25 protein-coding genes and 1 other annotated feature are annotated in these 26,361 nt (G+C 54.3%); of the genes, 9 read left to right on the top strand and 16 right to left on the bottom strand.

Annotated elements, in window-relative coordinates:
- Nucleotides 1-277: 277 nt before the first annotated feature.
- The 14 genes from ACSZO1_RS07540 to ACSZO1_RS07475 all read right to left on the bottom strand — a co-directional run bounded on the left by ACSZO1_RS07540 (nucleotide 278) and on the right by ACSZO1_RS07475 (nucleotide 12,243).
- The gene (locus tag ACSZO1_RS07540) at nucleotides 278-742 is read right to left on the bottom strand and encodes a C40 family peptidase (RefSeq protein WP_437611081.1); all 465 of its coding nucleotides are present in this window, start codon (nucleotides 740-742) and stop codon (nucleotides 278-280) included.
- A gap of 73 nt (nucleotides 743-815) precedes the next feature.
- Nucleotides 816-1,568, bottom strand: coding sequence for a vitamin B12 ABC transporter ATP-binding protein BtuD (btuD, locus tag ACSZO1_RS07535; protein ID WP_437611079.1), 753 nt, complete (start codon nucleotides 1,566-1,568; stop codon nucleotides 816-818).
- Complete coding sequence (locus ACSZO1_RS07530) at nucleotides 1,569-2,114, bottom strand: glutathione peroxidase (protein ID WP_437611077.1); 546 nt, start codon at nucleotides 2,112-2,114, stop codon at nucleotides 1,569-1,571.
- Between the two features lie 47 nt (nucleotides 2,115-2,161).
- Nucleotides 2,162-3,148, bottom strand: a complete 987-nt coding sequence (btuC, locus tag ACSZO1_RS07525) for a vitamin B12 ABC transporter permease BtuC (RefSeq protein ID WP_437611076.1) — start codon at nucleotides 3,146-3,148, stop codon at nucleotides 2,162-2,164.
- Between the two features lie 213 nt (nucleotides 3,149-3,361).
- Complete coding sequence (locus tag ACSZO1_RS07520; RefSeq protein ID WP_437611074.1) at nucleotides 3,362-3,790, bottom strand: DUF2502 domain-containing protein; 429 nt, start codon at nucleotides 3,788-3,790, stop codon at nucleotides 3,362-3,364.
- 247 nt (nucleotides 3,791-4,037) lie between these two features.
- On the bottom strand, nucleotides 4,038-4,337 hold the full coding sequence (gene ihfA / locus ACSZO1_RS07515) for an integration host factor subunit alpha (RefSeq protein WP_017802142.1): 300 nt from the start codon (nucleotides 4,335-4,337) through the stop codon (nucleotides 4,038-4,040).
- Nucleotides 4,338-4,341: 4 nt separating this feature from the next.
- On the bottom strand, nucleotides 4,342-6,729 hold the full coding sequence (gene pheT, locus ACSZO1_RS07510; RefSeq protein ID WP_437611070.1) for a phenylalanine--tRNA ligase subunit beta: 2,388 nt from the start codon (nucleotides 6,727-6,729) through the stop codon (nucleotides 4,342-4,344).
- A gap of 15 nt (nucleotides 6,730-6,744) precedes the next feature.
- Entirely contained in the window at nucleotides 6,745-7,728 is a 984-nt protein-coding gene (gene pheS, locus ACSZO1_RS07505) for a phenylalanine--tRNA ligase subunit alpha (RefSeq protein WP_437611068.1), read from the bottom strand.
- A 76-nt stretch (nucleotides 7,729-7,804) separates the two neighbouring features.
- Nucleotides 7,805-7,934, bottom strand: a sequence feature (Phe leader region).
- A complete protein-coding gene (gene pheM / locus ACSZO1_RS07500; protein ID WP_001386830.1) occupies nucleotides 7,881-7,925 on the bottom strand; it encodes a pheST operon leader peptide PheM in 45 nt (14 codons plus the stop codon). Its footprint overlaps the feature before it by 45 nt.
- Nucleotides 7,935-8,047: 113 nt before the next feature.
- Nucleotides 8,048-8,404 (bottom strand): 50S ribosomal protein L20, encoded by a 357-nt coding sequence (rplT, locus tag ACSZO1_RS07495; protein ID WP_437611066.1) that lies wholly within the window; start codon nucleotides 8,402-8,404, stop codon nucleotides 8,048-8,050.
- 45 nt (nucleotides 8,405-8,449) lie between these two features.
- On the bottom strand, nucleotides 8,450-8,647 hold the full coding sequence (gene rpmI / locus ACSZO1_RS07490; RefSeq protein ID WP_004157374.1) for a 50S ribosomal protein L35: 198 nt from the start codon (nucleotides 8,645-8,647) through the stop codon (nucleotides 8,450-8,452).
- Nucleotides 8,648-8,739: 92 nt separating this feature from the next.
- The gene (gene infC / locus ACSZO1_RS07485) at nucleotides 8,740-9,291 is read right to left on the bottom strand and encodes a translation initiation factor IF-3 (RefSeq protein ID WP_437611114.1); all 552 of its coding nucleotides are present in this window, start codon (nucleotides 9,289-9,291) and stop codon (nucleotides 8,740-8,742) included.
- 3 nt (nucleotides 9,292-9,294) lie between these two features.
- Nucleotides 9,295-11,223 carry a threonine--tRNA ligase gene (gene thrS, locus ACSZO1_RS07480; protein WP_437611060.1) on the bottom strand — a complete coding sequence of 643 codons (1,929 nt, stop codon included), beginning with the start codon at nucleotides 11,221-11,223 and terminating at the stop codon, nucleotides 9,295-9,297.
- 264 nt (nucleotides 11,224-11,487) lie between these two features.
- Complete coding sequence (locus tag ACSZO1_RS07475) at nucleotides 11,488-12,243, bottom strand: DUF481 domain-containing protein (protein WP_437611058.1); 756 nt, start codon at nucleotides 12,241-12,243, stop codon at nucleotides 11,488-11,490.
- Nucleotides 12,244-12,556: 313 nt separating this feature from the next.
- On the opposite strand from ACSZO1_RS07475, the gene ghoS reads away from it, so the two are divergent.
- On the top strand, nucleotides 12,557-12,853 hold the full coding sequence (ghoS, locus tag ACSZO1_RS07470) for a type V toxin-antitoxin system endoribonuclease antitoxin GhoS (RefSeq protein ID WP_437611056.1): 297 nt from the start codon (nucleotides 12,557-12,559) through the stop codon (nucleotides 12,851-12,853).
- 88 nt (nucleotides 12,854-12,941) lie between these two features.
- Nucleotides 12,942-13,835, top strand: a complete 894-nt coding sequence (locus ACSZO1_RS07465) for a fructosamine kinase family protein (protein ID WP_437611054.1) — start codon at nucleotides 12,942-12,944, stop codon at nucleotides 13,833-13,835.
- Between the two features lie 22 nt (nucleotides 13,836-13,857).
- Here ACSZO1_RS07465 and ACSZO1_RS07460 read toward each other — a convergent pair whose 3' ends face one another.
- Entirely contained in the window at nucleotides 13,858-14,397 is a 540-nt protein-coding gene (locus ACSZO1_RS07460; protein WP_437611052.1) for a YniB family protein, read from the bottom strand.
- Between the two features lie 170 nt (nucleotides 14,398-14,567).
- Between ACSZO1_RS07460 and hxpB the strand changes: the two genes are divergently transcribed.
- The 7 genes from hxpB (at nucleotide 14,568) to ACSZO1_RS07425 (ending at nucleotide 22,501) form a co-directional block, all read left to right on the top strand.
- Nucleotides 14,568-15,236, top strand: a complete 669-nt coding sequence (hxpB, locus tag ACSZO1_RS07455; protein WP_437611050.1) for a hexitol phosphatase HxpB — start codon at nucleotides 14,568-14,570, stop codon at nucleotides 15,234-15,236.
- 295 nt (nucleotides 15,237-15,531) lie between these two features.
- On the top strand, nucleotides 15,532-16,368 hold the full coding sequence (kduI, locus tag ACSZO1_RS07450; protein ID WP_437611048.1) for a 5-dehydro-4-deoxy-D-glucuronate isomerase: 837 nt from the start codon (nucleotides 15,532-15,534) through the stop codon (nucleotides 16,366-16,368).
- A gap of 50 nt (nucleotides 16,369-16,418) precedes the next feature.
- Nucleotides 16,419-17,180 carry a 2-dehydro-3-deoxy-D-gluconate 5-dehydrogenase KduD gene (gene kduD / locus ACSZO1_RS07445; protein WP_437611046.1) on the top strand — a complete coding sequence of 254 codons (762 nt, stop codon included), beginning with the start codon at nucleotides 16,419-16,421 and terminating at the stop codon, nucleotides 17,178-17,180.
- A 146-nt stretch (nucleotides 17,181-17,326) separates the two neighbouring features.
- A complete protein-coding gene (locus ACSZO1_RS07440) occupies nucleotides 17,327-17,917 on the top strand; it encodes a metal-dependent hydrolase (protein ID WP_437611044.1) in 591 nt (196 codons plus the stop codon).
- A gap of 164 nt (nucleotides 17,918-18,081) precedes the next feature.
- Nucleotides 18,082-19,473 (top strand): L-cystine transporter, encoded by a 1,392-nt coding sequence (locus tag ACSZO1_RS07435; RefSeq protein WP_437611042.1) that lies wholly within the window; start codon nucleotides 18,082-18,084, stop codon nucleotides 19,471-19,473.
- Between the two features lie 215 nt (nucleotides 19,474-19,688).
- Nucleotides 19,689-21,956, top strand: coding sequence for a catalase HPII (gene katE / locus ACSZO1_RS07430; protein WP_437611040.1), 2,268 nt, complete (start codon nucleotides 19,689-19,691; stop codon nucleotides 21,954-21,956).
- A gap of 164 nt (nucleotides 21,957-22,120) precedes the next feature.
- Nucleotides 22,121-22,501 (top strand): DUF6515 family protein, encoded by a 381-nt coding sequence (locus ACSZO1_RS07425; RefSeq protein ID WP_437611038.1) that lies wholly within the window; start codon nucleotides 22,121-22,123, stop codon nucleotides 22,499-22,501.
- Between the two features lie 42 nt (nucleotides 22,502-22,543).
- Here ACSZO1_RS07425 and ACSZO1_RS07420 read toward each other — a convergent pair.
- Nucleotides 22,544-26,361: inverse autotransporter beta domain-containing protein (locus ACSZO1_RS07420; RefSeq protein ID WP_437611036.1), on the bottom strand; the 3,818-nt coding region annotated here is incomplete at its 5' end.

The raw sequence follows: 26,361 nt of genomic DNA, 5'->3' as shown, positions 1-26,361 counted from the left end.
AGAAAATGATCACCTGATGCATAAATAATATTAACGTTTCAAAATCATCAATCGTGCTGATCCGCAGATATCAGGATGCGCAGGAACGGTTTTTTTTCTGTCGCAGCGAGTGACGAAGAAGGAAAATCTGAGTTAAGTAAATATAAAAAGAACGTTTAATTGAAATAGTATCATTCACCCCGCTGTAAACCAATGAGATTATCCTCTCATTTTGTCATGTTTTAAATACGAATTTATCTGAAACTATTCGCAGACTATTAGATAGTTTCATGGATTATTATATGCGTCTGGCCTGCCAGAATACTTTTCGCCAATAAACATTATCCAGTGAGGAACGAATCACCCCCTGGCTGGTCGAGGCGTGAATAAACTGGTTGTCAGTATCATAAATGCCAACATGTAAACCGTTTTCCCCGCTGCCGGTTTTAAAAAACACCAGATCACCCGGTAAGAGGTCTGCTTTGTCGATACGGGTGCCTATATCGGTTTGCGCTTCAGTGGTGCGTGGTAATTGCAGATCGAAACGGTCACGAAAAGTAAGATAAACAAATCCGGAACAGTCAATTCCACCGCGGCTCATGCCACCATAATGGTAAGGCGTGCCACGCCATTCGCTTAGCTGGTCATTTAGCTGGGCAATAACCGTAATAGAATCAGACAGTCGGCCATTCGGTGGCGGTGCAGGATGATGGCTGCTACACCCCGCAATAATAAGAACCATCAGTAACAGCCAGATGCGCATAGCCACTCTTCCGGGAAAACACGAGAGAAGTTACTTTAGCGGTAAATGATTGATTCTGGCAACAGAATAGCAGTCAATCCACCAGAGTGGTCAGGATTTGCTGCCCTTCCACGCTCAGTTTACGGAAGGGAACACCATACACGGATGCGAGGATCTCAGGCTGTAATACCTGCTGCGCATCCCCCTGTGCCACCATCGCGCCACGCTGCATCAGCCATACCTGTTGCGCATGATGCAGGCTGTGATTGAGATCGTGGCCGCTCATTATCACCGTAATGCCCGCCTCACACAGTGCCGCTAACAACCGGTCCAGCGCCACCTGTTGCGCCACGTCCAGCCCGGCCATCGGCTCATCCAGCAGCAGCAAACGCCCCTGTGAATTCACCCCGGGATGAATCTGCAACAACACCGCCGCCAGTCGCACCCGCTGCCATTCGCCACCAGAAAGCAGGTGCAATGACCGCGCCAGCTTATCATCCAGCTGCAGTTCGCCGCTAATCTGCGCCAGTGCGCTGTCACAGGGGCGATCGGCATGGTGGAGATACTGCTGCAGGTAGTGATATACCGCCATCATACCCGGCGGCAGTTGTTGCTGATGCAGCCAGCCGCGGTGACGCGCCAGTTGCTGACCGCTCCAGCTTTCCAGCAGCTGGCCGAGAAACTGAATGTCGCCACTGCCCGGCAGTAAACCGGACAGTCTGGCCAGCAGCGAGCTTTTGCCCGCGCCATTGGGTCCCAGCAGATGGATCATCTGCCCCCTGCCGACGCAGGCGCTGAACGGCGCCACACGGCCGGCAACGGCGGCATCATGCATCTCCAGCAGCATTTACTGCGCCAGCGCCTGTTTAATACTGTTCACCACTTCAGGGGCATCAGGCGCCATGTCCGGCGAGAAACGCTGCACCACATTGCCTTCGCGATCGATCAGGAATTTCTCGAAATTCCACAGAATATCGCCGGTCGCTTTTGGCGCACGCCCTTTGCTTACCATACGCTCAAGGAAACCGCTGCCTTCCGGCGCAATCGCCTGCGGCTGCGCCGCAGTCAGCTGAGCGTACAGTGGATGACGATTCGCACCATTCACCTCGATTTTGCTGAACATCGGGAAGGTCACGCCATACGTCGTGCTGCAGAAGGTTTTAATCTCGTCATTGCTGCCCGGTTCCTGCTCCAGAAACGCATTGCAGGGGAAACCCAGCACGCTGAAGCCCTGTGCCTGCCAGCTTTTTTGCAGTGCTTCCAGCTGTTCATATTGCGGGGTTAAACCACATTTCGATGCCACGTTAACCACCAGCAGCACCTTACCCTGCCATTGCTGCAGCGTGGTTTTCTCGCCATCCAGCGTGACCAGTTCTGTATCAAAAATACTCATACGGTTTTCCTGTTTTTGCGATGAATGTGAAATAAATCGGCCAGTTGTCACTGGCGACGATTATTCAGTAACAGCCAGATAAAAATCGGTGCGCCAAGCGTCGCGGTAACCACACCAATCGGTAATTCTGCGGCGGTGAGCACCACGCGCGCCACGATGTCAGCGGCCAGCAGCACACCCGCGCCCGCCAGTGCACAGCCCGGCAGCAGTATGCGATGATCGGTCAGGCCATTAAGGCGCAATACGTGCGGGATCACCAGACCGACGAAGCCAATCGCGCCCGCCAGCGCCACGCTGACGCCCACCAGCCAGCCAATCGCCGCCACCAGCAGGTTGCGCCACAGTGCCAGTGGCAATCCGAGCTGGCGTGCAGAGGTCTCGCCCAGCGCCAGTAAATTCAGCGCCCGCGCCTGATAAGTCAGCCAGAGAAGCACCGGTAACAACGCCAGCATTAACCCGCGCCAGCGCCAGTCAACGCCACTGAACCCGCCCATCATCCAGTACATCAGCTGACGCAGATCGAGACTGCTGCTGAAGTAGACGGCCCAGGTCATCACGGCGCTGCAGATAATGCCCAGCGCAACACCCGCCAGCAGCAGGCGGCTGACTGAAAGCTGGCGACGGGCAAAACGCAGCAGGATCAGGGTAGCCAGTAGAGCCCCGGCGATAGCCGCCAGGCTGAGACTCCACGGGTGCCCGTTACCCAGTAACACACACAGCACCAGTCCAACCCCGGCGCCATTCGATATGCCGAGCAGCCCCGGTTCCGCCAGCGGATTTTCAAACAGCGCCTGCATGACGGCACCCGCCACCGCCAGCGACGCGCCCACCAGCAGTACTGCCAGCGTACGCGGCAAGCGCAGTTGCCAGACAAACAGTTGTCCTTCGGGGCTGAACCAGCTGGCTGGCGCGATCCAGCGCTCACCGGCGCACAGGCTGACCAGCGTCATCAGCAGAGTGAATGCCAGCAGTCCCCATAGCCAGCGGCGGCCGTTTCGATAAGCGCGTTGCGCCAGGTCGGAAAGCAGAGTCATCGGGCGTCTTGGTGAAAGAAAACAAGGATTTGATTGTAGTGGCTGTGGTGGAAAAAGAAAGCATTGCCTGATGGCAGGCATCAGACCATTAACGCCAGACTCGCAAGCGAAAATCACTGAAGTGGTCGAATATTGACCGCAGACGGCTGCTAAACATAAAGCACAGGGCTTAACAGCAACAGAGCCAGCATTCGCTGGCTCTGAGAAAGTAACTTAGTGGCGTTGTTCCTGTGGCGGGATACGCTGATGGTTATCCCCTTTGCCCTGCCCCTGCTGGCCGCCATGTCCCTGCTGACCGCCCTGCTTACCCGGGCCATTATCGTGACGCGCCTGCTGTGGTTTAGGCTGCTGCCGCGGTTGTGGTTTTGGCTGTGGCTTAGGCTGTGGCTTTGGCGCATGCGCCTGCCAGCCATTACCATTCCAGTAGTCGCCACGCGGTCCACGTTCGCCGACACGTTTGCCATGGTGCTCATGCCACCATTTCGGCGCACGCCAGTCATAACCGTCCCAGTAATAACCGCGGTTGTCGCGATCGCCAATACTGATGGATAACCCAGGGGTGCTAATGTTGATGGAAACACCGGCATTTCCCAGCAGCGGCATCCCTAACAGGACGCAAAATAACAGTGCCGTCTTTTTCATCAGGCTTACCTCTCTTGATAAGATGCGCTTGTTATAGCAATCCCTTATGCCGCTCACTATCAGCTAACAGATGATTTTCATGATAATTCCCAAAGGCTTACACAATCCTGACACTGTGGAGAGAGCATGAAGCACGGAATGATGGAAAAAGCGTCAATCGGGGAGAAAAAATGCAGGAAAAACGACACAGAACGGGAACAATCGACATGAAAAAGGCCGCGTAAGCGGCCTTTTGTATAATCTGACGTTAGTCTTCTTTTGGCGAGGCGTTTTCAACGCGGCTTTTCAGCTTCTGACCCGGACGGAACGTCACCACACGCCGTGCCGTAATCGGAATATCTTCGCCAGTTTTAGGGTTACGCCCCGGACGTTGATTCTTGTCGCGAAGGTCAAAGTTACCAAAGCCTGACAGCTTCACCTGTTCACCATTTTCCAAAGCGCGTCTGACTTCTTCGAAAAACAGCTCTACAAGCTCTTTGGCATCCCGTTTGCTAAGTCCCAGCTTCTCAAACAGGTATTCTGACATTTCAGCTTTTGTAAGCGCCATAGGTTCAATCCCTCAAGGATGCTTGGAATCGCTCTTTCAGTGCCTCTACGCATCTTGCAACGGTAGCGGCAATCTCCTCTTCTTCCAGTGTCCGGCTGGTGTCTTGTAAAATCAGGCTGATAGCGAGGCTCTTATAACCCTCATTTACACCCTTACCACGGTACACGTCAAACAAGTTTACGCCAACTACCTGATTTACGCCAACTTTCTTACACTCAGCGATGATATCTGCTGCAGGAACGTTTTCCGCCACGACTACCGCGATATCACGACGGTTTGCCGGGAAGCGCGAAATCTCACGCGCATCAGGCAGCACGCGGTCTGCGAGCTTATTCCAAAGCAGTTCAAATACTAAGGTGCGACCATTAAGATCCAGCTTGCGTTCCAGTTCCGGATGCACCACACCGATAAATCCGATTTGCTCGCCGTGCAGATAAATTGCGGCGCTCTGACCCGGATGCAGGGCCGGATTCGCAGCGGCACGGAATTCAATCGACTCCAGTTTACCGGTCAGCTCCAGAACGGATTCTAAATCACCTTTTAAATCATAGAAGTCAACGCCCTGACGCGCCAGATCCCAATGCTCTTCATAGCGATTACCACTAATCACGCCGGACAGCATAAGATCCTGTCGGATACCCAGGTCTGCCTGAGTATCAGGGACAAAGCGCAGACCGCTCTCAAACAGGCGCACACGACTCTGCTGACGGTTCTGGTTATACACCACCGCTGACAGCAAACCGCTCCACAGCGACAGGCGCATGGCGGACATTTCCACCGAAATCGGGCTTGGCAGCAGCAGGTTTTCTTCACCCGGATGCAGCAGTGCCTGAACTTTTGGATCAACGAAGCTGTAGGTAATCGCTTCCTGGTAGCCTTTATCCACCAGCATCGCTTTCACACGTTTCAGGGAGAGATCCGCTTCACGGTGCTGTGTCATCACCAGACCAGCCTGTACCGGCACGTCCGGGATATTGTTGTAGCCGTAGACACGCGCCACTTCTTCCACCAGGTCTTCTTCGATTTCCATATCGAAACGCCAGCTCGGCGCAACCGCCTGCCAGCTGCCGTTACCGGTGGTCACTTCACAACCGAGGCGCTGCAGAATATCGGTCACCTGCTCGTCGGCAATCACATGGCCGATCAGACGATCCAGCTTTTCACGACGCAGCGTGATGGTGGCCGCTTTTGGCAGCGTGGCGTCATTCGTCACATCAATCACCGGACCGGCTTCACCGCCACAGATGTCCAGCAGCAGACGGGTCGCGCGCTCCATCGCTTTGTACTGCAGCGCAGAGTCAACACCACGCTCATAGCGATGAGAGGCATCGGTATGCAGGCCATGGCGACGCGCACGACCAGTAATGGCCAGCGGGCTGAAGAACGCACACTCCAGCAACACGTTCTGCGTTTCGCTATTCACACCTGAGTGTTCACCACCGAAAATACCGCCCATCGCCAGCGCTTTACCATGGTCAGCAATCACCAGCGTGTCGTTGTTCAGCTTCGCTTCGCTGCCATCCAGCAGTGTCAGTGCTTCACCATCCTGCGCCAGACGCACCACGATGCCGCCGTCGATACGGTCGAGATCGAAGGCATGCATCGGCTGACCCAGCTCCAGCAGTACATAGTTGGTGATATCCACTACCGGATCGATAGAACGAATACCGCAGCGGCGCAGTTTCTCACGCATCCACAGTGGTGTCGCCGCCTGCACATTGACACCTTTCACCACACGACCGAGATAGCGCGGGCAGGCTTCTGGCGCGTCAACGCGGATCGGCAGCGTGTCGGCGATAGTGGCCGCAACTGGCGCGATTTCCGGCGCATTCAGCGGCAGCTTGTTCAGTACCGCCACATCACGGGCAATACCGATAATGCCCAGGCAGTCGGCGCGGTTTGGTGTCACGCTGATTTCGATGGTGTTATCGTTCAGCTGCAGATAGTCGCGAATATCGGTGCCAACCGGTGCATCCAGCGGCAGTTCGATGATGCCGTCATGATCAGAAGAAATCGCCAGCTCAGAGAAAGAGCACAGCATGCCTTCTGACGGCTCGCCACGCAGTTTCGCGGCTTTGATTTTAAAATCGCCCGGCAGCACTGCGCCTACGGTGGCGACAGCGACTTTCAGGCCCTGACGGCAGTTAGGTGCGCCGCAGACGATATCGAGCAGGCGTTCGCCGCCAACATTCACTTTTGTCACACGCAGTTTGTCAGCGTTTGGATGCTGGCCGCACTCCACCACTTCACCCACGACGACGCCATTAAACGCGCCAGCGACAGCGTCAACGCCGTCCACTTCCAGGCCCGCCATGGTGATTTGATCGGATAACGCTTCGCTGTCAATGGCTGGGTTTACCCATTCGCGTAACCAGAGTTCACTGAATTTCATTGGTATAACCTGCCCTTATTTAAACTGTTTGAGGAAACGTAAATCATTTTCGAAGAAGGCGCGCAGATCGGTCACGCCGTAACGCAGCATGGTCAGACGCTCCATTCCCATACCGAAGGCGAAGCCGGAGTACACTTCCGGGTCGATGCCGACATTGCGCAGCACATTTGGGTGCACCATGCCGCAGCCCAGCACTTCCAGCCATTTGCCGTTTTTGCCCATCACATCCACTTCCGCTGAAGGTTCAGTGAACGGGAAGTAGGAAGGACGGAAACGGATCTGCAGGTCTTCTTCAAAGAAGTTGCGCAGGAAATCGTGCAGCGTGCCTTTCAGGTTGGTAAAGCTGATGTTTTTATCAACAATCAGGCCTTCCATCTGATGGAACATTGGCGTGTGGGTCTGATCGTAATCGTTACGGTAAACACGGCCTGGCGCGATAATACGAATCGGTGGCTGCTGTGTTTTCATGGTACGGATCTGCACGCCGGAGGTCTGGGTACGCAGCAGGCGTGTGGCGTCAAACCAGAAGGTATCGTGATCGGCGCGCGCCGGGTGATGGCTCGGAATATTCAGCGCATCAAAGTTATGGTAGTCATCTTCGATTTCCGGACCTGTCGCCACCGCAAAGCCCAGCTCGCCGAAGAAGGTTTCAATCCGGTCGATGGTACGGGTTACCGGGTGCAGACCACCATTTTCAATACGACGACCTGGCAGGGAAACGTCGATGGTTTCAGCCGCCAGACGCGCATTCAGTACCGCCGACTCCAGTGCTGCTTTGCGGGTGTTCAGCGCATCCTGCACCTGCTGTTTCGCTTCGTTGATTACCGCACCTGCCGCCGGACGCTCTTCCGCGGGCAGATCGCGCAGTGAGGTCATCTGGAGCGTGAGATGCCCTTTCTTACCTAAGTATTCGACGCGTACCAGATCTAACGCGGCGACATCCTGGGCATCTTCTATAACTGCCTGTGCACTGGCAACCAGGTCTGCGAGATGTGGCATTGTTTCCTCTTCTTCCCGCCGCAATGGCAGGTCTGTTTTTTTGTTGGGACACGGAGTCCGGTTATCGTTCGCCAAAAACAAAAAAGCCTCCACAGGGGAGGCTTTTCCGCGCGATTTTCCGTTTCTTTTCTTTGCGCAAAAGCCCCCGATTGTCAGGTGCTAAAGTAAAAAAAGAAACGGAAAATAGCAGCATTCATGCTTGCATTACCTTAATGGTGAAATCTCAACGGTACTATTGAACGGCTTGCGGGCAGAAAAGTCAATCTTTTCGCAGCCTTAGTAAAACAAAAGAGGGAGCAAGCTCCCTCTTTCATCTGACTTACGCCAGAGCTGATTTCGCTTTTTCGACCAGTGCTGTGAAAGTCACTTTATCGAATACGGCGATATCGGCCAGGATCTTACGGTCGATCTCAACAGACGCCTTTTTCAGACCGTTGATGAAACGGCTGTAAGAGATGCCGTTCTGACGAGCCGCTGCGTTGATACGCGCGATCCACAGCTGACGGAACTGACGCTTACGTTGACGACGGTCACGGTAAGCATACTGACCAGCTTTGATAACAGCCTGGAAAGCAACACGATAAACACGTGAACGTGCACCGTAGTAGCCTTTAGCTTGTTTTAAGATTTTCTTGTGACGTGCGCGAGCAATTACACCACGTTTTACGCGAGCCATTTACGCTCTCCTGTTTCTATATTCTGATTTAAAAAAAAATTTAACTTAAGCGTACGGCAGGCAGGCAATAACCAGACCCAGATCGCCTTTAGACACCATGCCTTTCGGACGCAGGTGACGTTTACGCTTAGTTGATTTTTTGGTCAGAATATGACGCAGGTTAGCGTGTTTACGCTTGAAGCCACCAGAGGCGGTCTTCTTGAAGCGCTTAGCCGCGCCACGTACAGTTTTAATCTTTGGCATTTCAAAAATTTCCACTTCGCATTGTTAATAAAATGAATCAGACAGGCGCGTTACCACACGGCACAAGGCTGTGCGGCAACGACTTGAATGGCCTACTGTTTCTTCTTCGGAGCGAGCACCATGATCATCTGGCGGCCTTCGATCTTCGAAGGGAAGGATTCGACAGTGGCCAAATCCAGATCTTCACACAGGTCTTTACGGACGCGGTTAAGCACTTCCATACCGATCTGCTGGTGCGCCATTTCACGACCACGAAAACGCAGCGTGATTTTGGCTTTATCGCCATCTTCCAGAAAGCGAATCAGGTTGCGTAGTTTGACCTGATAGTCGCCATCATCGGTTCCAGGACGGAATTTAATTTCCTTAACCTGAATAACTTTTTGCTTCTTCTTCTGTTCCTTAGAAGATTTGCTTTTCTCATAGAGGAACTTGCCGTAGTCCATAATACGGCATACAGGCGGTTCGGCGTTAGGGCTGATTTCTACTAAATCAACACCTGCTTCTTCAGCTTTTTCAATCGCTTCACGCAGACTGACAATTCCCAGCTGTTCGCCTTCGACGCCTGTCAGACGTACCTCGTTAGCACGGATTTCACCGTTAATCTTATTAGGTCTCGTCGGTAGAACTCGTTTTCCGCCTTTAATACTTTATTCCTCCAATTGATGAAGATTGCGGCTGCGTATCTCTTGCTGCAGCTTCTCGATAACATCATTTACGTCCATGCTTCCAAGGTCTTTACCACGGCGGGTGCGAACGGCAACCTTGCCTGCTTCCACCTCTTTATCACCACAGACCAGCATGTAAGGGACACGACGTAAAGTGTGCTCGCGGATTTTAAAGCCAATCTTCTCGTTTCTCAAGTCCGCTTTTACACGAATGCCCGCATTTTGTAATTTACGGGTCAATTCTGCAACATATTCGGACTGACCATCAGTGATATTCATAATCACTGCCTGTACCGGCGCCAGCCAGGTTGGGAAGAAACCAGCGTACTCTTCGGTCAGAATACCGATAAAGCGCTCCATCGACCCAAGGATGGCACGGTGAATCATCACCGGCACCTGACGCTCGTTGTTTTCGCCGACATAAGAGGCGCTCAGGCGGTTTGGCAGCGAGAAGTCAAGCTGCACGGTGCCGCACTGCCAGGCGCGATCCAGACAATCGTGCAGGGTAAATTCAATTTTCGGGCCGTAGAACGCCCCTTCACCCGGCTGATACTGGAACTCGATACCATTTTCCTGCAGGGCATCTGCCAGATCCTGCTCGGCACGATCCCACATTTCATCGCTGCCAATGCGTTTTTCAGGACGGGTCGACAGTTTCACCACGATTTTTTCAAAACCGAAGGTGCTGTACATGTCGTAAACCATCTTGATGCAGCTGTTCACTTCAGCGCGCACCTGCTCTTCAGTACAGAAGATATGGGCGTCATCCTGGGTGAAACCACGAACACGCATCAGGCCATGCAACGCGCCTGATGGCTCGTTACGGTGGCAGCTACCGAACTCCGCCATACGCAATGGCAGGTCGCGGTATGATTTTAGACCCTGATTGAAAATCTGCACGTGGCCAGGGCAGTTCATTGGCTTGATGCAGTATTCACGGTTCTCTGAAGAGGTGGTGAACATCGCTTCTTTATAGTTGTCCCAGTGGCCGGTTTTTTCCCACAGCACACGGTCCATCATAAATGGCCCTTTCACTTCCTGATACTGGTACTCTTTCAGCTTGGTGCGCACAAACACTTCCAGTTCACGGAAGATGGTCCAGCCATCGTTGTGCCAGAACACCATGCCCGGCGCTTCTTCCTGCATATGATACAGGTCGAGTTGCTTACCGATTTTGCGGTGGTCGCGTTTTGCCGCCTCTTCCAGGCGCTGCAGATAGGCGGACAGCTGTTTTTTGTCGCCCCATGCAGTGCCGTAAATGCGCTGCAGCATTTTGTTGTTGCTGTCGCCGCGCCAGTAAGCGCCGGACGTTTTCTGCAGCTTAAAGTGATGGCAGAAACGCATGTTCGGTACGTGCGGACCGCGGCACATATCGATGTATTCTTCGTGGTGATACAGGCCAGGACGGTCGTCATGGCTGATGTTCTCATCCAGAATGGTGGTTTTGTAGCTCTCGCCACGGGCGGCAAACACATCACGTGCTTCCTGCCAGCTCACCTTTTTCTTGATAACATCGTAATTGGTCTCAGCCAGCTGATGCATACGCTTTTCGAGCAGCTCGAGATCTTCCTGCGTCAGGGTGCGATCCAAATCAACGTCATAATAGAAACCGTTGTCGATAACCGGACCGATAGCCATTTTGGTATCCGGCCACAGCTGTTTAATCGCGTGACCTAACAGGTGCGCACAAGAGTGACGAATGATTTCCAGACCTGCTTCATCTTTTGCGGTGATGATCGCCACCTGCGCATCGCTGGTAATCGGATCAACAGCATCCACCAGCTCGCCATTCACACGGCCGGCAATACAGGCTTTCGCAAGGCCCGGGCCGATATCGAGGGCAATGTCCATCACGCTGACAGGACGGTCGAAAGTACGCTGACTTCCATCAGGAAGAGTAATAACGGGCATGTTACATCCTTAATTGCAGTGGTAACCCACACCAAAGGTTACATACAAAACAGAGTTTTCATATTTAAAACAACAGGTTATCACATCAATTTAACTCACATTTGTTAAATGGGTTCATAACCGGGTCACGGGCATCAAAAGCCAGCATTATTATTGGCTTAAGAAGTCAGACAGTTTACACAGAAATGGGATAACGATAAAGGAACGAAGCGAAAGGAATACCGCAAAATAAAAACGGGCCACGCGAAGTGGCCCGCTATACGCTTACATCGCGTAAGATAACAAAATGGTGGTTTTGGTATCGGTGTGATCAGGTGCAGAAGCCGGTGGATTCTGGTTCCAGGTCACGTTGTACGCCATTTTCAGCGAGAAATGTTCATTGATGCCAATCTGCACGCCGGTTTCGGAGTTCACAGTGGTATCGTCGCTACCCAGCACGGACACACCCTGAATGAATTTGGTGTTGTCGGTCAGCTGCCAGTTATAGCTGAATGCGCCATAAGCCAGCGCCTGAGTTTCGTGGCCGCCTGCATGGTAATCGTCGTAACGCACACCAGGACCGGCTTCCACACGCAGTGAGTGGATTGGACCGTTGAGGATCTGACGACCATAACCAGCCGCCAGTACAGAACGACCATCATAACCGTTGAAACGGTCGCTCAGCCAGCTCGCCTGACCAAACAGGTAGTCACGTTCAGTCATGTTATAACGGGTACGGCCACCGACCTGGTAAGTCTCGGAAGAACGCTCATCGTTAGAAGAGGTGTTCGCCGCGTTGCCCCACAGGCTGTACGCCATGCTGGACTGGTACCAGGTCATATTGGTCGCCGCTGTCGCGGAAGAGCTGGTGGTATTGCCGCTCTGGGACAGGTAGCCCGCAGAAGCGCTGCCTTCGAACGGTTTCTTGGCGGTGGACGGGTCATCCATCGAGGTAAAGACGTTATTGTCCGCCCATACCTGCTGGCAAAACGCTCCCGAGGAGAGCAACAGAACAACTGACAACTTTTTAAGCGCTTTCATGTAAATGTGACCTGTACGGCAGTTTAAAAATGAATAAGTCTGAAGCGTTTTCAGAGCCGATCAATCCAATTTACGGTAAGTTTTGTAAAAAAATATGAAATCGCTTTTTTTACTAAGCATCCGGGCAAAACGCTTCATTAATAAGAAACTTCCCATTAACGGCGCGCATTATAGAGGTTATTAAGCGCGGTTACAGCGGGTAAGCGAGAAGAATTTTTGCCGGCACCGAATGGCATCACTGCATGGTATTTCCCTCCCGTCTTTCCGCGCCATGGTCTACGCTAAAAACATCTTTGATAACAACGAGGTAATTATGAGCTCAACATCATTAACCCGTTATGTCGTAACCTTCCACTACCAGGAAAAAGGCCTGAGCGACCTGAACAAGCTCACCAGCACCATGACGGAAGCGGGATTTTCCCCCACCCTGAATGACGATGAAGGCAAATCCCATGAACTCGGCACCAACAGCTTTGGCTTTATCAGCGCACTGAGCGCTGAGGAAGTGAAGGAGATGGCGGCAGGTTTGGGTGAAGTGGCGCTCGGTGAGCGACCGGAAGTGGATATTCAGGACTGGGAATCCTGGCAGCAGCACGAGCTTTCAGCGTAAAGTTGCGCAATATCTGCGCATTAAACTGGATTTGATGAATATTTAAGCGTTAGAATTGAGCCGATACAGCGAAAAAGAGGAAAACCCAATGTGGTCAGCCATTAGTCGTCTGTTGAGTGAGCAGTTAGGCAACGCCGAAATCCTGCAGCGCAATGAGTTGCGCGGCGGCGATATCCACCCCGCCTGGCATATTCGCTACGGTGAATATGACGTCTTCGTCAAATCCAATCACCGCGATATGTTGTCGCTGTTTACCTGGGAAGCTGACCAGCTGGCACTGCTGGCGCGCAGTCAGACGGTACGTGTCCCCAAAGTGTACGGTGTCGGCAGCGATCGCGACGACAGCTTTTTGCTGCTGGAATATCTGCCCGTTAAACCCCTTGATGCTCACAGCGCCTGGCAACTGGGACAACAACTGGCGCGACTGCATCAGTGGAGCGAGCAACCACACTTTGGCCTCGATTTCGACAACAACATCACCACCTCTCCGCAACCGAACAGCTGGCTGCGTCGCTGGTCAGTGTTCTTCTCCGAACAGCGCATCGGCTGGCAGCTGCAACTGGCAGCGGAAAAAGGCGTGCTGTATGGCGATATGGACCTGATTGTCGACTGCGTAAAACAATCGCTGGCCTCACACCATCCGCAACCGTCTCTGCTGCATGGCGATTTGTGGCCAGCCAACTGCGCGGGCGGCAGCAATGGTCCGTGGATTTTTGACCCTGCCTGCTACTGGGGCGACCGTGAATGCGATCTGGCCATGCTGCCGTGGTACAGCCAGCTGCCGCCACAAATTTACGATGGCTACCAGTCCGTCTGGCCATTGCCGCACGATTTCCTGCAGCGCCAGCCGATTTACCAGCTGTATTATCTGCTGAACCGCGCCAACGTGTTTGGTGGCAGCTGGCTGGGTGAAGCGCAGCGCGCGGTCGGCACCCTGCTGGATCAGGAAGAACTGGGACAAAAACAGGCAAGACCGGCCTGATGCATCAGCATCAGGCCCGCGTTTAACGCAGAAAACCTAACAGTGACAGGAAGAAATAGCCCGCGACGGCAATAATAACCGGCAGGATATAGAGCGGGAAAATTTGCAGGAAAATGGTGTGATGCGGCATCACAATTTTCTCTTCCAGTTGCTGGCGGGTGCGGCCTTCACTGCCCTTCGCCTGCTCCAGAATCATTTGATCCTCAATCCCCTCTTTCAGATGGCGCGACTGCCGCCACATGCGTGCGCCGGATGCCTGTAGCGCCATACCAACAAAAATCAGGATATAGATCAGCCAGAACAGGATATTCAGTCCCCCCTTAAACTCGGGTACGGGTGAATTCTGCCAGAACAGATTCAGGAACGACGTGTTAAAGCGGATCATATCAATCATCACATGGACAAAATCGAGCATTACCGCATCAATTCCCGGCTGCTTTTCACTGTGCTTAAACATAAAGTTAAGCAGTGAAATCAGCGTGGAGATCAGCGCCGGGATAAAAATAATCCAGCCAGCAATTCGCTTGATAATGGCAACGTTGCCAGCCTGTTGGTAAGTCATAGGTTCTCCTTGCACCTCAGATTTCGCTGTAAGTCTACCCGCTGGCGGACAAAACTGCCTGTAAAAAACGTTGCCAGAGATAAATTTAGCGTGGCCCCCCATCTGCACGCCCTTCGCCCGTGGCGCGGCTTCATGCTAAGGTGTGGCAAACCCGCGAATGGAGCTGCTTTATGTCTTATACCCGCCCGGTGCACGCCGCCATTTTTGATATGGATGGTCTGCTGATTGACTCTGAGCCGTTATGGAAACGCGCAGAGATGGACATTCTGGCTACGCTGGATGTCGACCTCAGCCGCCGTCATCAGCTACCGGATACCCTTGGTTTACGCATCGATCAGGTGGTGCGCATGTGGTATGAAGTGCTGCCATGGCACGGGCCGGACCAGGCTGAAGTGGCGCAGCGCGTGATCAGCCGCGCAGTGGCGCTGGTAGAAGAACACCGCCCGCTGCTGCCTGGCGTGGAACACGCCCTCGAATTATGCCGCCAGCAGGGACTGAAAATTGGTCTGGCATCGGCATCGCCACTGCATATGCAGGAACGTGTGCTGGCGATGTTTAATCTGCGCGACTATTTCGATGTGCTGGTCTCCGCTGAATTTCTGCCTTACAGCAAACCTCATCCACAAGTGTATCTCGATGCGGCGACCAGACTGGGCGTTGACCCGCTTAACTGCATCACGCTGGAAGATTCTTTTAACGGCATGATTGCCACCAAAGCGGCACGCATGCGCTCGATTGTGGTGCCACCAAAAGAACTGCGCACTGACGCGCGCTGGTCGCTGGCCAATGTGAAGCTGGATACGCTGGTACAGCTCAGCGAAGCACATCTGCAAGGGTAACTCACAGGCCCCTCACCACCAGATACCCCGATGCCCATTATTCGGGGACACATCCCGATGGCTCCGGAACGGCTTGTCCGTGGAGGACCGCGGGATGGTCGCCCCGCTGTATCTTGATCAAACAGACAACACACGACGCCTTAATCAATACTATCAATATTTGATCTCACCACCAAATAAATAAAACATCATTTCATTTTTATTGAATTGATATACCAACATACCTATCATCAGATCATCCGGAGCATAACGCTGCGCCAGCAAAAAAATCTGAAATAAATTGAGAGGCACTACCATGCAAGTTCGTCAAAGTATTCACAGTGACCACGCCCGCCAGCTCGATACCGCCGCCCTGCGCCGCGAATTTGTCATCGAAACTATCTTCGATGCCGACAACTACACCATGACCTACAGCCATATCGACCGCATTATTGTCGGCGGCGTGATGCCAGTGAGCAAAAGCGTCACCATTGGCAGCGAAGTGGGTAAACAACTGGGGGTCAGCTACTTTCTGGAACGCCGTGAACTGGGCGTCATCAACATCGGCGGCCCGGGCCTGATCGATGTCGATGGCAAAACCTGGGAAATCGGCAACCAGCAGGCGCTGTATGTCGGTATGGGCGCACAGTCGGTCGTATTCCGCAGTGTGGATGCCGCAAAACCGGCGAAGTTTTACTACAACAGCGCCCCGGCGCACACCACATATCCGGATAAAAAAATCACCCTCGAAGAGGCGGTAAAAGCCACACTGGGTGATGCCGCGACCAGCAATCGTCGCACCATTAATAAGTTCATCATCCCGGACGTCCTGCCAACCTGCCAGCTCACCATGGGTCTGACCAGGCTGGAAGAAGGTAACCTCTGGAACACCATGCCATGCCACACTCACGAACGCCGTATGGAAGTCTACTTCTATTTTGATATGGACGAAGAGACCGCCGTATTCCATATGATGGGCCAGCCGCAGGAAACACGTCATCTGCTGATGCATAACGAGCAGGCCGTGATCTCGCCAAGCTGGTCGATTCATGCCGGTGTCGGCACCAAACGTTACACCTTTATCTGGGGCATGGTGGGCGAAAACCAGGTGTTTGATGATATGGACCATGTAAAAGTCAGCGAACTGCGCTGATCCCACGCCAGAACACTCTGGCATCACGCCCTGTACTAAAGAGAGTGAATATGATCCTTAACGCATTTGATCTGACAGGAAAAGTCGCGCTGGTCACCGGCTGCAATACCGGTTTAGGCCAGGCCATGGCGCTCGGCCTCGCGGAAGCAGGCTGCGATATTATCGGCGTCAACCGCAGCGCGGCTCCGGAGACCCAGGCACAGGTGACCGCACTCGGCCGCCGTTACTGTCACGTGGAAGCCGACCTGATCAACAGCGCTAATGTGCCGCAGGTAGTGGAACAGGCGGTCGCCGCATTTGGCCGCCTTGATATTCTGGTGAATAACGCCGGGATTATCCGCCGCAACGATGCCCTGAACTTCAGTGAACAGGACTGGGATGATGTGATGAATATCAACAGCAAAACGGTATTCTTCCTGTCGCAGGCCGTCGCCCGGCAGTTTATCCGCCAGGGTCAGGGCGGCAAGATCATTAATATCGCTTCCATGCTCTCTTACCAGGGCGGCATCCGCGTGCCCTCTTACACCGCGTCGAAAAGCGCAGTGATGGGACTGACGCGACTGATGGCAAATGAGTGGGCGCAGCACCACATCAATGTCAACGCCATTGCGCCAGGCTATATGGCAACCAACAACACCGAACCACTGCGCAATGATGAATCACGTAGCCTGGAGATCCTCGGGCGTATTCCGGCAGAACGCTGGGGCACGCCCGAAGATATGAAAGGCCCGGTGGTTTTTCTCGCCTCGTCTGCTGCCGATTACGTCAATGGCTACACCATTGCGGTGGATGGCGGCTGGCTGGCGCGCTGATGCTCAGATGTCACCGCACTGCACGGCGGTGACGTCTTCATCACTAAGGCAAATTTTTTATTTTTAGTTACAGCGTCACGTATTTAATCTACTGGATATATCCCCTATACTGGATGCATTGACAGTTATGCAGCCAGGTTACCCCCATGACGGCCGAAGGCCATATTATTTTTGCCATTGCCAGCGCCATTTTTGCCAAACGCGCCGAACTGACGCCCGTACTGGCGGAAGGTGACTGGTGGCATATTATCCCGGCCGCGCTGCTGACCTGTCTGTTACCGGATATTGACCATCCTAAATCGGTGCTGGGGCAGCGATTAAAATGGATTTCCGGCCCGGTGGCGCGCGCCTTTGGTCACCGTGGTTTTACCCATAGCCTGCTGGCGGTGCTGGGCGCACTGGCGCTGTTTCAGATCAATGTACCGGCAGATGGCCTGATCCCGGCCGATGCCTTACAGGGAATGGTGCTGGGTTATCTCAGCCATATTGCCGCTGATATGCTGACACCCGCAGGCGTGCCGCTGCTGTGGCCCTGTCGCTGGCGTTTTTGCCTGCCGCTTCTTAATAGTCAGAAAGGCAATCAGCTGGAGCGGGTGTTATGTATGGGACTGGTGTGCTACGCGATGTGGTTTTCACCACAAATGCCATGGCTGGGTGCCAATGGCTGGCCTGCACAGTTAATTAATGTGGTGCAGAATGGCCTGAATCGCATCACCAGCAAACAAATCGTGCAATAATGGTACTGATTAATATCATAAAGTTATAATCAATTACTTTTGGATATAATGCTGTGGCCTGGCTCACTGATAACATACGCCACCAGCTAAGGCTTAATACGCGATACAAAATATCGCAATTTTCTCTGACGATAACACCGTCAGACTTCCACCGGAGAAATGGGATGAATCTGCCTCTGATTCTCAATATTGTGGCGTTTCTCGCGCTGCTGTTTATTCTGTCTCGCACCAGTCGCACTGACTGGAGCTTATCGAAGAAAGTGCTCGCCGGCCTGGTGCTGGGTGTGGCTTTCGGTCTCGCACTGCAACTGATCTATGGCGAAAATGCGCCAGTGGTCAAAGAGTCAATCAGCTGGTTCAATATTGTCGGCAATGGTTACGTCCAGCTGCTGCAAATGATTGTGATGCCTCTGGTATTCGCCTCGATTCTCAGTGCGGTTGCACGTCTGCATAATGCTTCTTCGCTGGGCAAAATCAGCCTGCTGACCATCGGCGTGCTACTGTTTACCACCGCGATCTCAGCAGTTGTTGGTGTATTCGTGACTAACCTGTTTGGCCTGACTGCTGACGGTCTGGTACAGGGCGCGCAGGAAACCGCACGTCTGGCGGCGATCCAGAACAACTACGCCGGTAAAGTGGCTGACCTGACCGTGCCGCAGTTGCTGCTCTCCTTTATCCCGAAAAACCCGTTTGCCGATCTGACGGGCGCGAATCCAACCTCGATTATCAGTGTGGTGATTTTTGCTGCCTTCCTTGGTGTGGCGGCACTGCAGCTGCTGAAAGACGACCAGGAAAAAGGCCAGCGCGTGCTGGCCGCGATCGATACCCTGCAGTCATGGGTGATGAAGCTGGTACGTCTGATTATGAAGCTGACCCCGTACGGTGTGCTGGCGCTGATGACCAAAGTGGTTGCCGGTTCTAACCTGCAGGACATCATTAAGCTGGGCAGCTTTGTTATCGCTTCTTATCTGGGTCTGGCAATTATGTTTGCGGTACACGGTCTGCTGCTGTCAGTTAACGGCATCAATCCGCTGCGCTTCTTCCGCAAAGTGTGGCCAGTGATTACCTTCGCATTCACCAGCCGCTCCAGCGCCGCCAGTATTCCGCTGAATGTGGAAATGCAAACCCGTCGTCTGGGCGTGCCAGAATCGATTGCCAGCTTCTCTGCTTCTTTCGGTGCCACTATCGGCCAGAATGGCTGTGCAGGTCTGTACCCGACCATGCTGGCAGTCATGGTTGCGCCAACAGTTGGTATTAACCCGTTCGATCCGCTGTGGATTGCCACACTGGTCGGTATTGTGACGCTCAGTTCCGCTGGTGTGGCTGGCGTGGGCGGTGGTGCCACCTTTGCCGCGCTGATTGTACTGCCCGCAATGGGCCTGCCGGTGACGCTGGTCGCGCTGCTGATTTCCATCGAGCCGCTGATTGATATGGGTCGTACCGCACTGAACGTGAATGGCGCGATGACTGCCGGTTCCCTGACCAGCCGCTGGCTCGGCCAGACTGACCAGGCAGTGCTGAACAGCGACGAACGTACTGAGCTTTCCCACCAGTAACACGCTGTCCGTTATCCAAATAAGGCCGGATTTTCCGGCCTTATTTATTATGAGCACAGCAATACCCGCTTTCAGTGCCCCGCCCTGTTCATCTGTCTGATAATGCCCCCGTTTTGCCGCTAATCACGGCAAATCCCTGCTGTTTACGGGCGTATACCTGTCACTGTTCTATAGTTAAGGATGCCTAATTACGACAGCAACGGGAGCACGCAACAATGTCGAAAGGAACAGAGCACAAGGAGCTGAGTCACCACGCACCCGCAACCGGACCTGAATCGGCGAAACCCGGACTGGATTCGCTGGCCCCGGAAGATGGTTCCCACCAGCCAGCCGCGCAACCGAGCGCGCCTGGGAAACAACCCACGGCGCCAGGCAGCCAGAAAGCGCCGAATACCCGCAATGGCAAACTCGATCAACTCGACGCTTATCGTAAAGACAATGGCGAAAGCTTTCCGCTAACCACCAGTCAGGGCACGCGTATTGCCAATGATCAAAACTCCCTGCGCGTCGGAACCCGTGGCCCCACGCTGCTCGAAGATTTTATCCTGCGGGAAAAAATCACCCATTTCGACCATGAGCGTATCCTGGAGCGCATTGTTCATGCGCGTGGCTCCGCGGCACATGGGTATTTTCAGGTTTACCGCTCGCTGCGGGATATCACCAAAGCCGATTTCCTCTCCGATCCGGATCTGATTACGCCCGTGTTTGTCCGTTTCTCTACCGTACAGGGTGGCGCAGGTTCTGCGGACACCGTGCGTGATATCCGCGGATTCGCCACCAAGTTCTACACCCAGGAGGGAAACTTCGATCTGGTGGGCAACAATACGCCAGTGTTCTTTATTCAGGATGCGCATAAATTCCCTGATTTCGTCCATGCGGTGAAACCGGAGCCACACAATGAAATCCCGCAGGGCGCCAGCGCACATGACACGTTCTGGGATTACGTCTCGCTGCAGCCCGAAACCCTGCACAACGTGTTCTGGGCGATGTCCGATCGCGGCATTCCGCGCAGCTACCGCACGATGGAAGGTTTCGGCATTCACACCTTCCGCCTGATCAATGACGAAGGAAAAGCCACTTTTGTGCGTTTCCACTGGAAACCGGTGGCCGGGAAAGCCTCACTGCTGTGGGATGAATCGCAGAAGCTGATCGGCCGTGATGCGGATTACCACCGTCGCGATCTGTGGGAAGCGATTGAAGCCGGAGATTACCCGGAATATGAGCTGGGCCTGCAGCTGATCCCCGAAGAGGATGAGTTTAAGTTTGATTTCGACCTGCTGGATGCCACCAAACTGATCCCGGAAGAGCTGGTGCCGGTCGAATTAGTCGGCAAAATGGTGCTGAATCGCAATCCGGATAACTTTTTCGCTGAAACCGAGCAGGTGGCGTTTCATCCAGGCCATATTGTTCCGGGCCTCGACTTCACCAATGATCCGCTGCTGCAGGGACGCCTGTTCTCCTATACCGATACGCAAATCAGCCGCCTCGGCGGCCCTAACTTCCATGAAATTCCGATCAACAGTCCGGTCTGCCCGTACCATAATTTCCAGCGTGGCGGCATGCACCGCATGGAGATCGACAGCAACCCGGCTAACTATGGTCCCAACTCGATTAATGACAACTGGCCGCGTGAAACTCCGGCCAGTCCGCATCGTGGGGGGGTCGAAAGCTATCAGGAACGTATTGAGGGCCACAAGGTGCGTGAGCGCAGCCCGTCATTTGGCGAATACTATTCGCAACCGCGCCTGTTCTGGCTCAGTCAGACACCCGTCGAGCAACAGCATATTATCGATGCTTTCTCCTTCGAACTCAGCAAAGTCACGCGCGCCTATATCAGAGAAAGGGTCGTCGATCAGCTGGCGCATATCGAAATTCAGCTGGCGCACGCCGTCGCAGAAAACCTGGGGATTGCGCTGACCGATGAACAGCTGCAGATTGCGCCACCGAAGGATGTCAACGGACTGAAAAAAGATCCCAGCCTGAGCCTGTATGCCGTGCCTGGCGGCACCATCAAAGGGCGTCAGGTGGCGTTGCTGATCAGCGATGGCGTCAAAGCCGCCGATGTACTGGCCATTTTGCAGGTGCTGGAAGCCAGTGGCGTTCATGGCAAACTGCTGGCGGCGCATATGGGTGACGTACGTGCTGATGACGGTTCCACCCTGCCAGTGGATGGCACATTCAGCGGTCTGCCCTCTCTCACCTTCGATGCGGTGATTGTGCCGGACGGCAATATTGATGCCCTGCTGCTGCGCGGTGATGCGCGTTACTTCCTGCTGGAAGCGTATAAACACCTGAAGGTAATCGGCCTGAGCGGTGACGCGCGTCGCTTTAAGGCGCAGTTTGGTCTGGCGGATGAAGAACATGAAGAAGGCATTGTCGAGGACAGTAAGGCCGAAGGTGTGCTGATGAGTGAATTTATCGCAGCGCTGGCGGCACATCGCATCTGGTCACGCAGTCAGAAAGCGCTGTCTGTACCGGCATAATTTCAGCTTATTCTGCTGGTATCTTCTGCACAATGGTTCGCGATTCTGGAGCGACAGTCAGCAAAGCGTTAAGCGCTGTAAGCATTAGATAACAGACGGTAGTGACGTCTTGTAATTTTCCTGCTGCGGGATAATGTTACAGCCATGTATGCAGGAGTCATCATATGAAAAAGATCGTCGCTTCATTACTGGCATTAACCTTAGTCAGTCCGCTGGTCGCCAGCGCGCATCCTGGCGGCTGGGGTCCCGGTGGTCCGGGTCCTGGCTGGCATGGTGGTCCGGGTGGCCCAGGCCCGCTGCGTTTTTTACCTTCCGCAGCCGAAGCTGTGCTGATTGGTGGCTTAACCTACTATCTGCTGAATGGCAGCTACTACCAGCGGCAGGGAGATACTTACGTGGTAGTGGAACGCCCGGTCGATACGGCACCGACACCGATGCGCGCGCTGGATTATAACGGTGAACGCTTCTATGTTGCCGATGGCCATTACTACCGTCGTGATATTAACGGCAGCTATATCGAAGTCCCGCGTCCGCCGGGACTGTAAAGAAAAAACCGGGAGTTGATGCTCCCGGTTTTGCTGTCACCGTCAGGGGCAGAGTTTTACCTCAAAGTTATTTTCACGCAAATTCGCGATCAGTTTGACATGATAAAGGCTCACATCCCCGCTGGCATTGCTATTCCCGCGTGCCACTTCCTGCACTCCATTCCAGTTGCGGTAAAGACAAACCGCGACACCCTCTGCAGGCTGCCCGTTTCTGGTCACATTGGCCGTAAAGTTAAACCTTCCACCTAAGTAATCAGGGTAGATCCCTCCGGTGAAACCGGTATAGCGCCAGCTCAATACCGGCGGCACAACGGCCTTAACGGTTACGGTAATATTTAATGGCGTTGGGCTGGTTTCTTGCTCCGTCGCCGCCTGGCTCACCGTAATCACCGAGATCCCCGTACCGCCAAAGGTCATGACACCGTCGCTCGTCACTTTCACCACGGGCAGATTATGAGAATGGAACGTCAGCGCACCACCATTATTGCCACCGGTGATGTTGAGCTGCTGTGCTGCGGCGCCCTGATCAACCGTAATCGGCTCAGGTCCTTGCAGCGGCGCAGAATTTTTTAACGCTGCAGTGACATTGAATACCGTTGATTGCCCCAGGTAATTATCGCTTTCCTTTTCTGTCACGGTGACAGCGACGGGCTGACTGCCGGTGCCTTTTCTGGCCGTCACCACACCACTACTGCTGACCGCAATTTTATCGCTATCACTGCTGTAGTACGCCAGCTGCCCCCTGTTTCCACCACTTAGCGTAACCGGCAAACTGTCATAAACAGTTAACTGCATATCCTTCGCCTGCAGCGGCGTACCGGCATTTTTCTTCACCGTGACCGGGATGATCAGTTTCTCCGGCGCATCGTGGCTGACCGTGGCGGGCTGGCTGACAGTAATCTGGGTATTTCCTCCCTTAAGGAAGGTCATCAGACCGCTATCGCTGACCTGTACGACAGCAGAATCAAAGGAGGTGTAAACCGTCTTACCACCGACATTACCGCCAGTGATATTCAGCTGTTGCGCAGCGCTGCCGTAATTCACGCTGACAGCAGAGGGGCCCTGCAGCGGGATCGCCGGATAGCGTTTCACCATCACACTGATGGTATATTTCTGGCTCAGGTAATTTTCACTCTCCGCTTCGGTGATCGTCAGGCTCACCGTGGTATTGGTGCTGGTTAGCGCCGTCAGTCTGGCGTCTGCACTGACCGTAAACACGCCAACCGATGGCGTGCTAAACGACAGCGGCCCGTTATTGCCGCCACTGATCCCAAGTGGTTTGGTTTCGCCCACATACAGCGTCAGGCTCTCAACCCTGAGAGGCGTTCCCGCGCTTTTGCCGACGGTCACGGGGACGGTCAGCGGTGCAGGTGCCTGCTCAGTGGATGTCGCTGGCTGGCTCACTGTTATGGTGGCGCTCCCGGCGCTCAGGAAGGTCAGCCTGCCATCACTGTCGACACTCACCACGGCGGAATTGCTGGAACGGAACATTTTCGTCGCACTGTTGCCGCCGGTAATGGTCAGCTGCTGTGCCGCTGCACCGTAGGTCACGCTGACACTGGCAGGATTGCTGACCAGGGGCGCCACATCCTGACGCAACAACGTCAGTGTCAGGCTTTTCGTCGCGCCACCCTGCAAGATCGTTTCCACCCGCCATTGCCCTTCGCCAAATTCGGCGGGTGGTTTCAGCGAGACGCTGCTTTCGCCCGTGCTGCTGGTTTCACTGGTGCCTGCAGACTGACCGTTACTGCGCCACTGCAGGGTACGCTGGTTGATGCCCAGATTGTTGCTCTCACTCAGTCTGGCGTTAAACACCAGCGCACTGCTCCCCACCACTACCGACGTCGGGTTACCGGCGGCGGCTAGCGCCAGATCGGGCTGCACCATTACCACTTTAAACGCCCGCGCCTGCTGCTGGCGCTGCGGCGATTTATCGCGCCGTGATGGCGGTTGCAATGACGCCGACACGGTATCCTCGCCCGCGGCATGGATGGCGGTATAATCTACCTGCGCATACCCCTCTGCGTTGGTGACGCTCTGCGGCTGCGCCAGCTGCCCCGGCGCACCTGCGCGCTGGCTCCACCAGACGTCGCGTCCGGCCAGCGGTTTACCCTGCGCATCGGTTACCTGAATGCGAAACAGCAGACTGCCGGTACTGTCTGCCGCCAGTTTGACCTCAGAGTCGTTGACAATCACGCCATCACCCTGCTGCAGTGAGAAGGACAAGCCCACCAGCTTTTGCGTCGGGCCGGTTACCGTTTTACTTTGCGCACTGCCCTGCAGTGAAGAGACGCTGACGGGCGTGACCTGGAACGCAATATACTTGCTGAAATCGGCCGTCGTGACCTGATAATGCTCACCCTGTGCGACCGGTTGCAGTTGATCAAGCGCTTGCGATGGCGAGTCGAGGCGATACCACTGCAGTTTTGTCGCACCTTCGGCCTCCCCCTCGTTATCGTGATAGCGATAGCTGCCAGTCAGCGTGTTACCGAGCAGTGGCTCACCCGCGATGTCCACATCACTGACCGAAGGCGCAAAATCGCCCGCGCCAATCATTAACTGATAATGCGCCGTCGTGACGGGCGTGGTATCCGCCGCAGTAATATAGGTTTCTGCGGTAACAGTAACACTGCCTTTTTGTAGCGGCGTGACTCGCCCGCTCATCTGATCCACCGGCGCTTTCAGCGGATCGCTGCTGGTGTAACGCGTCACTGCGCCTGCATTGCCCTTCACCCTGTTCGTCACGGCTGCGCTCCCCGCCCTGGCGCGAACCTCGGCGGGATCAAAATAGATGCGCCAGTTTTTTGCCTGCGCTTTATAAGCCAGCACAATATTGTTATTACGCTGTACGAACGCGGTACGTGACTGATTCAGGGATGGCATGGCGCTGGCGCGTTCAGGATCAAGCATCTCCCGCCATGAGCGGCCAAACTGCCAGTTCAGTTCCATGCCAACCCGGGTATCGTCATTCTGATTGCTGATAAAACGCCGCTCGCCGCGTAGCGCCAGCAGCGGCAACGGTTGCCAGTTAATACCCAGTTCAAAGCCATGAGGGTCTTCACTGGCCTGCTGACGCTGACCATTGATATCCACTTTGTCGCCATACCACTGAAAAAAACCGCTCTTCAGCGCCACATGGCTGCTCAACGCAAGCTGCAGGTTGATATCCCAGCCACGGGCCGCGCGTTCATACTGGTCGTAGTGCACGGCATCGGTAAACGGGGCTTCCGGACTGAGCCGCCAGTCGCTCAGCGGGAGATAGTAATTGAATGCCCCCTGCAGCCGTTTGCCACCCAGCTCCAGCCCGGCCCCCAGGCGGCTATGGTGACGCGTCAGATCCTGGTCATAGAACAGGTTACCGCCGACTAACAGATCAGGCGTCAGCATATGACGCCAGCCCGCCCCCATATTCACGATATTGCGCTCAGCCCAGCGATGCGCGCTCAGCTGAGTGAATAAAGTATGGTTTTCTGAATGATAGAAGGGGTAGAGATAATCCAGCCCCATTTCACGGTCGCGTCCCTGCAACCCGGTGCCCAGAGTCACGCGTGCATGCGCACCGCCACCATTAAGCCAGGACGCGATCTCCTCACTGGCAGTCTGGCTTAGCAGCTGGCTCGCTTTTTCCGTCGCAGAGCGGCTGGCACCCTGTTGTTGTGCTGACTGCCAGAACCCACTCAGCCACAACGCATCTGCGGCGTCACCCGCTGCCGTCTCAGCGGCGAGACGCTCTGTCGCCTGACTGATGCCGCAGAGAGTATAAATAAGTAACAGTAATGGCAGCCGCGAATTCAGATAATAAGTGCAACGCTTGGTCATGTGGATGGAGGGACGGTTAGCTACCGATAAGCTATCCTGCT

The organism is Erwinia sp. V71, assembly GCF_965644245.1.
GTDB lineage: Bacteria > Pseudomonadota > Gammaproteobacteria > Enterobacterales > Enterobacteriaceae > Erwinia.
The sequence above is the reverse complement of the archived record's forward strand: the minus strand, read 5'-3'. Positions and strand labels throughout refer to the sequence as shown.

Excerpts from the sequence above, each read along its gene's own strand:
- ACSZO1_RS07540 (WP_437611081.1), bottom strand. The coding sequence starts at position 742 with ATGCGCATCTGGCTGTTACTGATGGTTCTTATTATTGCGGGGTGTAGC.
- btuD (WP_437611079.1), bottom strand. The coding sequence starts at position 1,568 with ATGCTGCTGGAGATGCATGATGCCGCCGTTGCCGGCCGTGTGGCGCCG.
- ACSZO1_RS07530 (WP_437611077.1), bottom strand. The coding sequence starts at position 2,114 with ATGAGTATTTTTGATACAGAACTGGTCACGCTGGATGGCGAGAAAACC.
- btuC (WP_437611076.1), bottom strand. The coding sequence starts at position 3,148 with ATGACTCTGCTTTCCGACCTGGCGCAACGCGCTTATCGAAACGGCCGC.
- ACSZO1_RS07520 (WP_437611074.1), bottom strand. The coding sequence starts at position 3,790 with ATGAAAAAGACGGCACTGTTATTTTGCGTCCTGTTAGGGATGCCGCTG.
- ihfA (WP_017802142.1), bottom strand. The coding sequence starts at position 4,337 with ATGGCGCTTACAAAAGCTGAAATGTCAGAATACCTGTTTGAGAAGCTG.
- pheT (WP_437611070.1), bottom strand. The coding sequence starts at position 6,729 with ATGAAATTCAGTGAACTCTGGTTACGCGAATGGGTAAACCCAGCCATT.
- pheS (WP_437611068.1), bottom strand. The coding sequence starts at position 7,728 with ATGCCACATCTCGCAGACCTGGTTGCCAGTGCACAGGCAGTTATAGAA.
- rplT (WP_437611066.1), bottom strand. The coding sequence starts at position 8,404 with ATGGCTCGCGTAAAACGTGGTGTAATTGCTCGCGCACGTCACAAGAAA.
- rpmI (WP_004157374.1), bottom strand. The coding sequence starts at position 8,647 with ATGCCAAAGATTAAAACTGTACGTGGCGCGGCTAAGCGCTTCAAGAAG.
- thrS (WP_437611060.1), bottom strand. The coding sequence starts at position 11,223 with ATGCCCGTTATTACTCTTCCTGATGGAAGTCAGCGTACTTTCGACCGT.
- ACSZO1_RS07475 (WP_437611058.1), bottom strand. The coding sequence starts at position 12,243 with ATGAAAGCGCTTAAAAAGTTGTCAGTTGTTCTGTTGCTCTCCTCGGGA.
- ghoS (WP_437611056.1), top strand. The coding sequence starts at position 12,557 with ATGAGCTCAACATCATTAACCCGTTATGTCGTAACCTTCCACTACCAG.
- ACSZO1_RS07465 (WP_437611054.1), top strand. The coding sequence starts at position 12,942 with ATGTGGTCAGCCATTAGTCGTCTGTTGAGTGAGCAGTTAGGCAACGCC.
- ACSZO1_RS07460 (WP_437611052.1), bottom strand. The coding sequence starts at position 14,397 with ATGACTTACCAACAGGCTGGCAACGTTGCCATTATCAAGCGAATTGCT.
- hxpB (WP_437611050.1), top strand. The coding sequence starts at position 14,568 with ATGTCTTATACCCGCCCGGTGCACGCCGCCATTTTTGATATGGATGGT.
- kduI (WP_437611048.1), top strand. The coding sequence starts at position 15,532 with ATGCAAGTTCGTCAAAGTATTCACAGTGACCACGCCCGCCAGCTCGAT.
- kduD (WP_437611046.1), top strand. The coding sequence starts at position 16,419 with ATGATCCTTAACGCATTTGATCTGACAGGAAAAGTCGCGCTGGTCACC.
- ACSZO1_RS07440 (WP_437611044.1), top strand. The coding sequence starts at position 17,327 with ATGACGGCCGAAGGCCATATTATTTTTGCCATTGCCAGCGCCATTTTT.
- ACSZO1_RS07435 (WP_437611042.1), top strand. The coding sequence starts at position 18,082 with ATGAATCTGCCTCTGATTCTCAATATTGTGGCGTTTCTCGCGCTGCTG.
- katE (WP_437611040.1), top strand. The coding sequence starts at position 19,689 with ATGTCGAAAGGAACAGAGCACAAGGAGCTGAGTCACCACGCACCCGCA.
- ACSZO1_RS07425 (WP_437611038.1), top strand. The coding sequence starts at position 22,121 with ATGAAAAAGATCGTCGCTTCATTACTGGCATTAACCTTAGTCAGTCCG.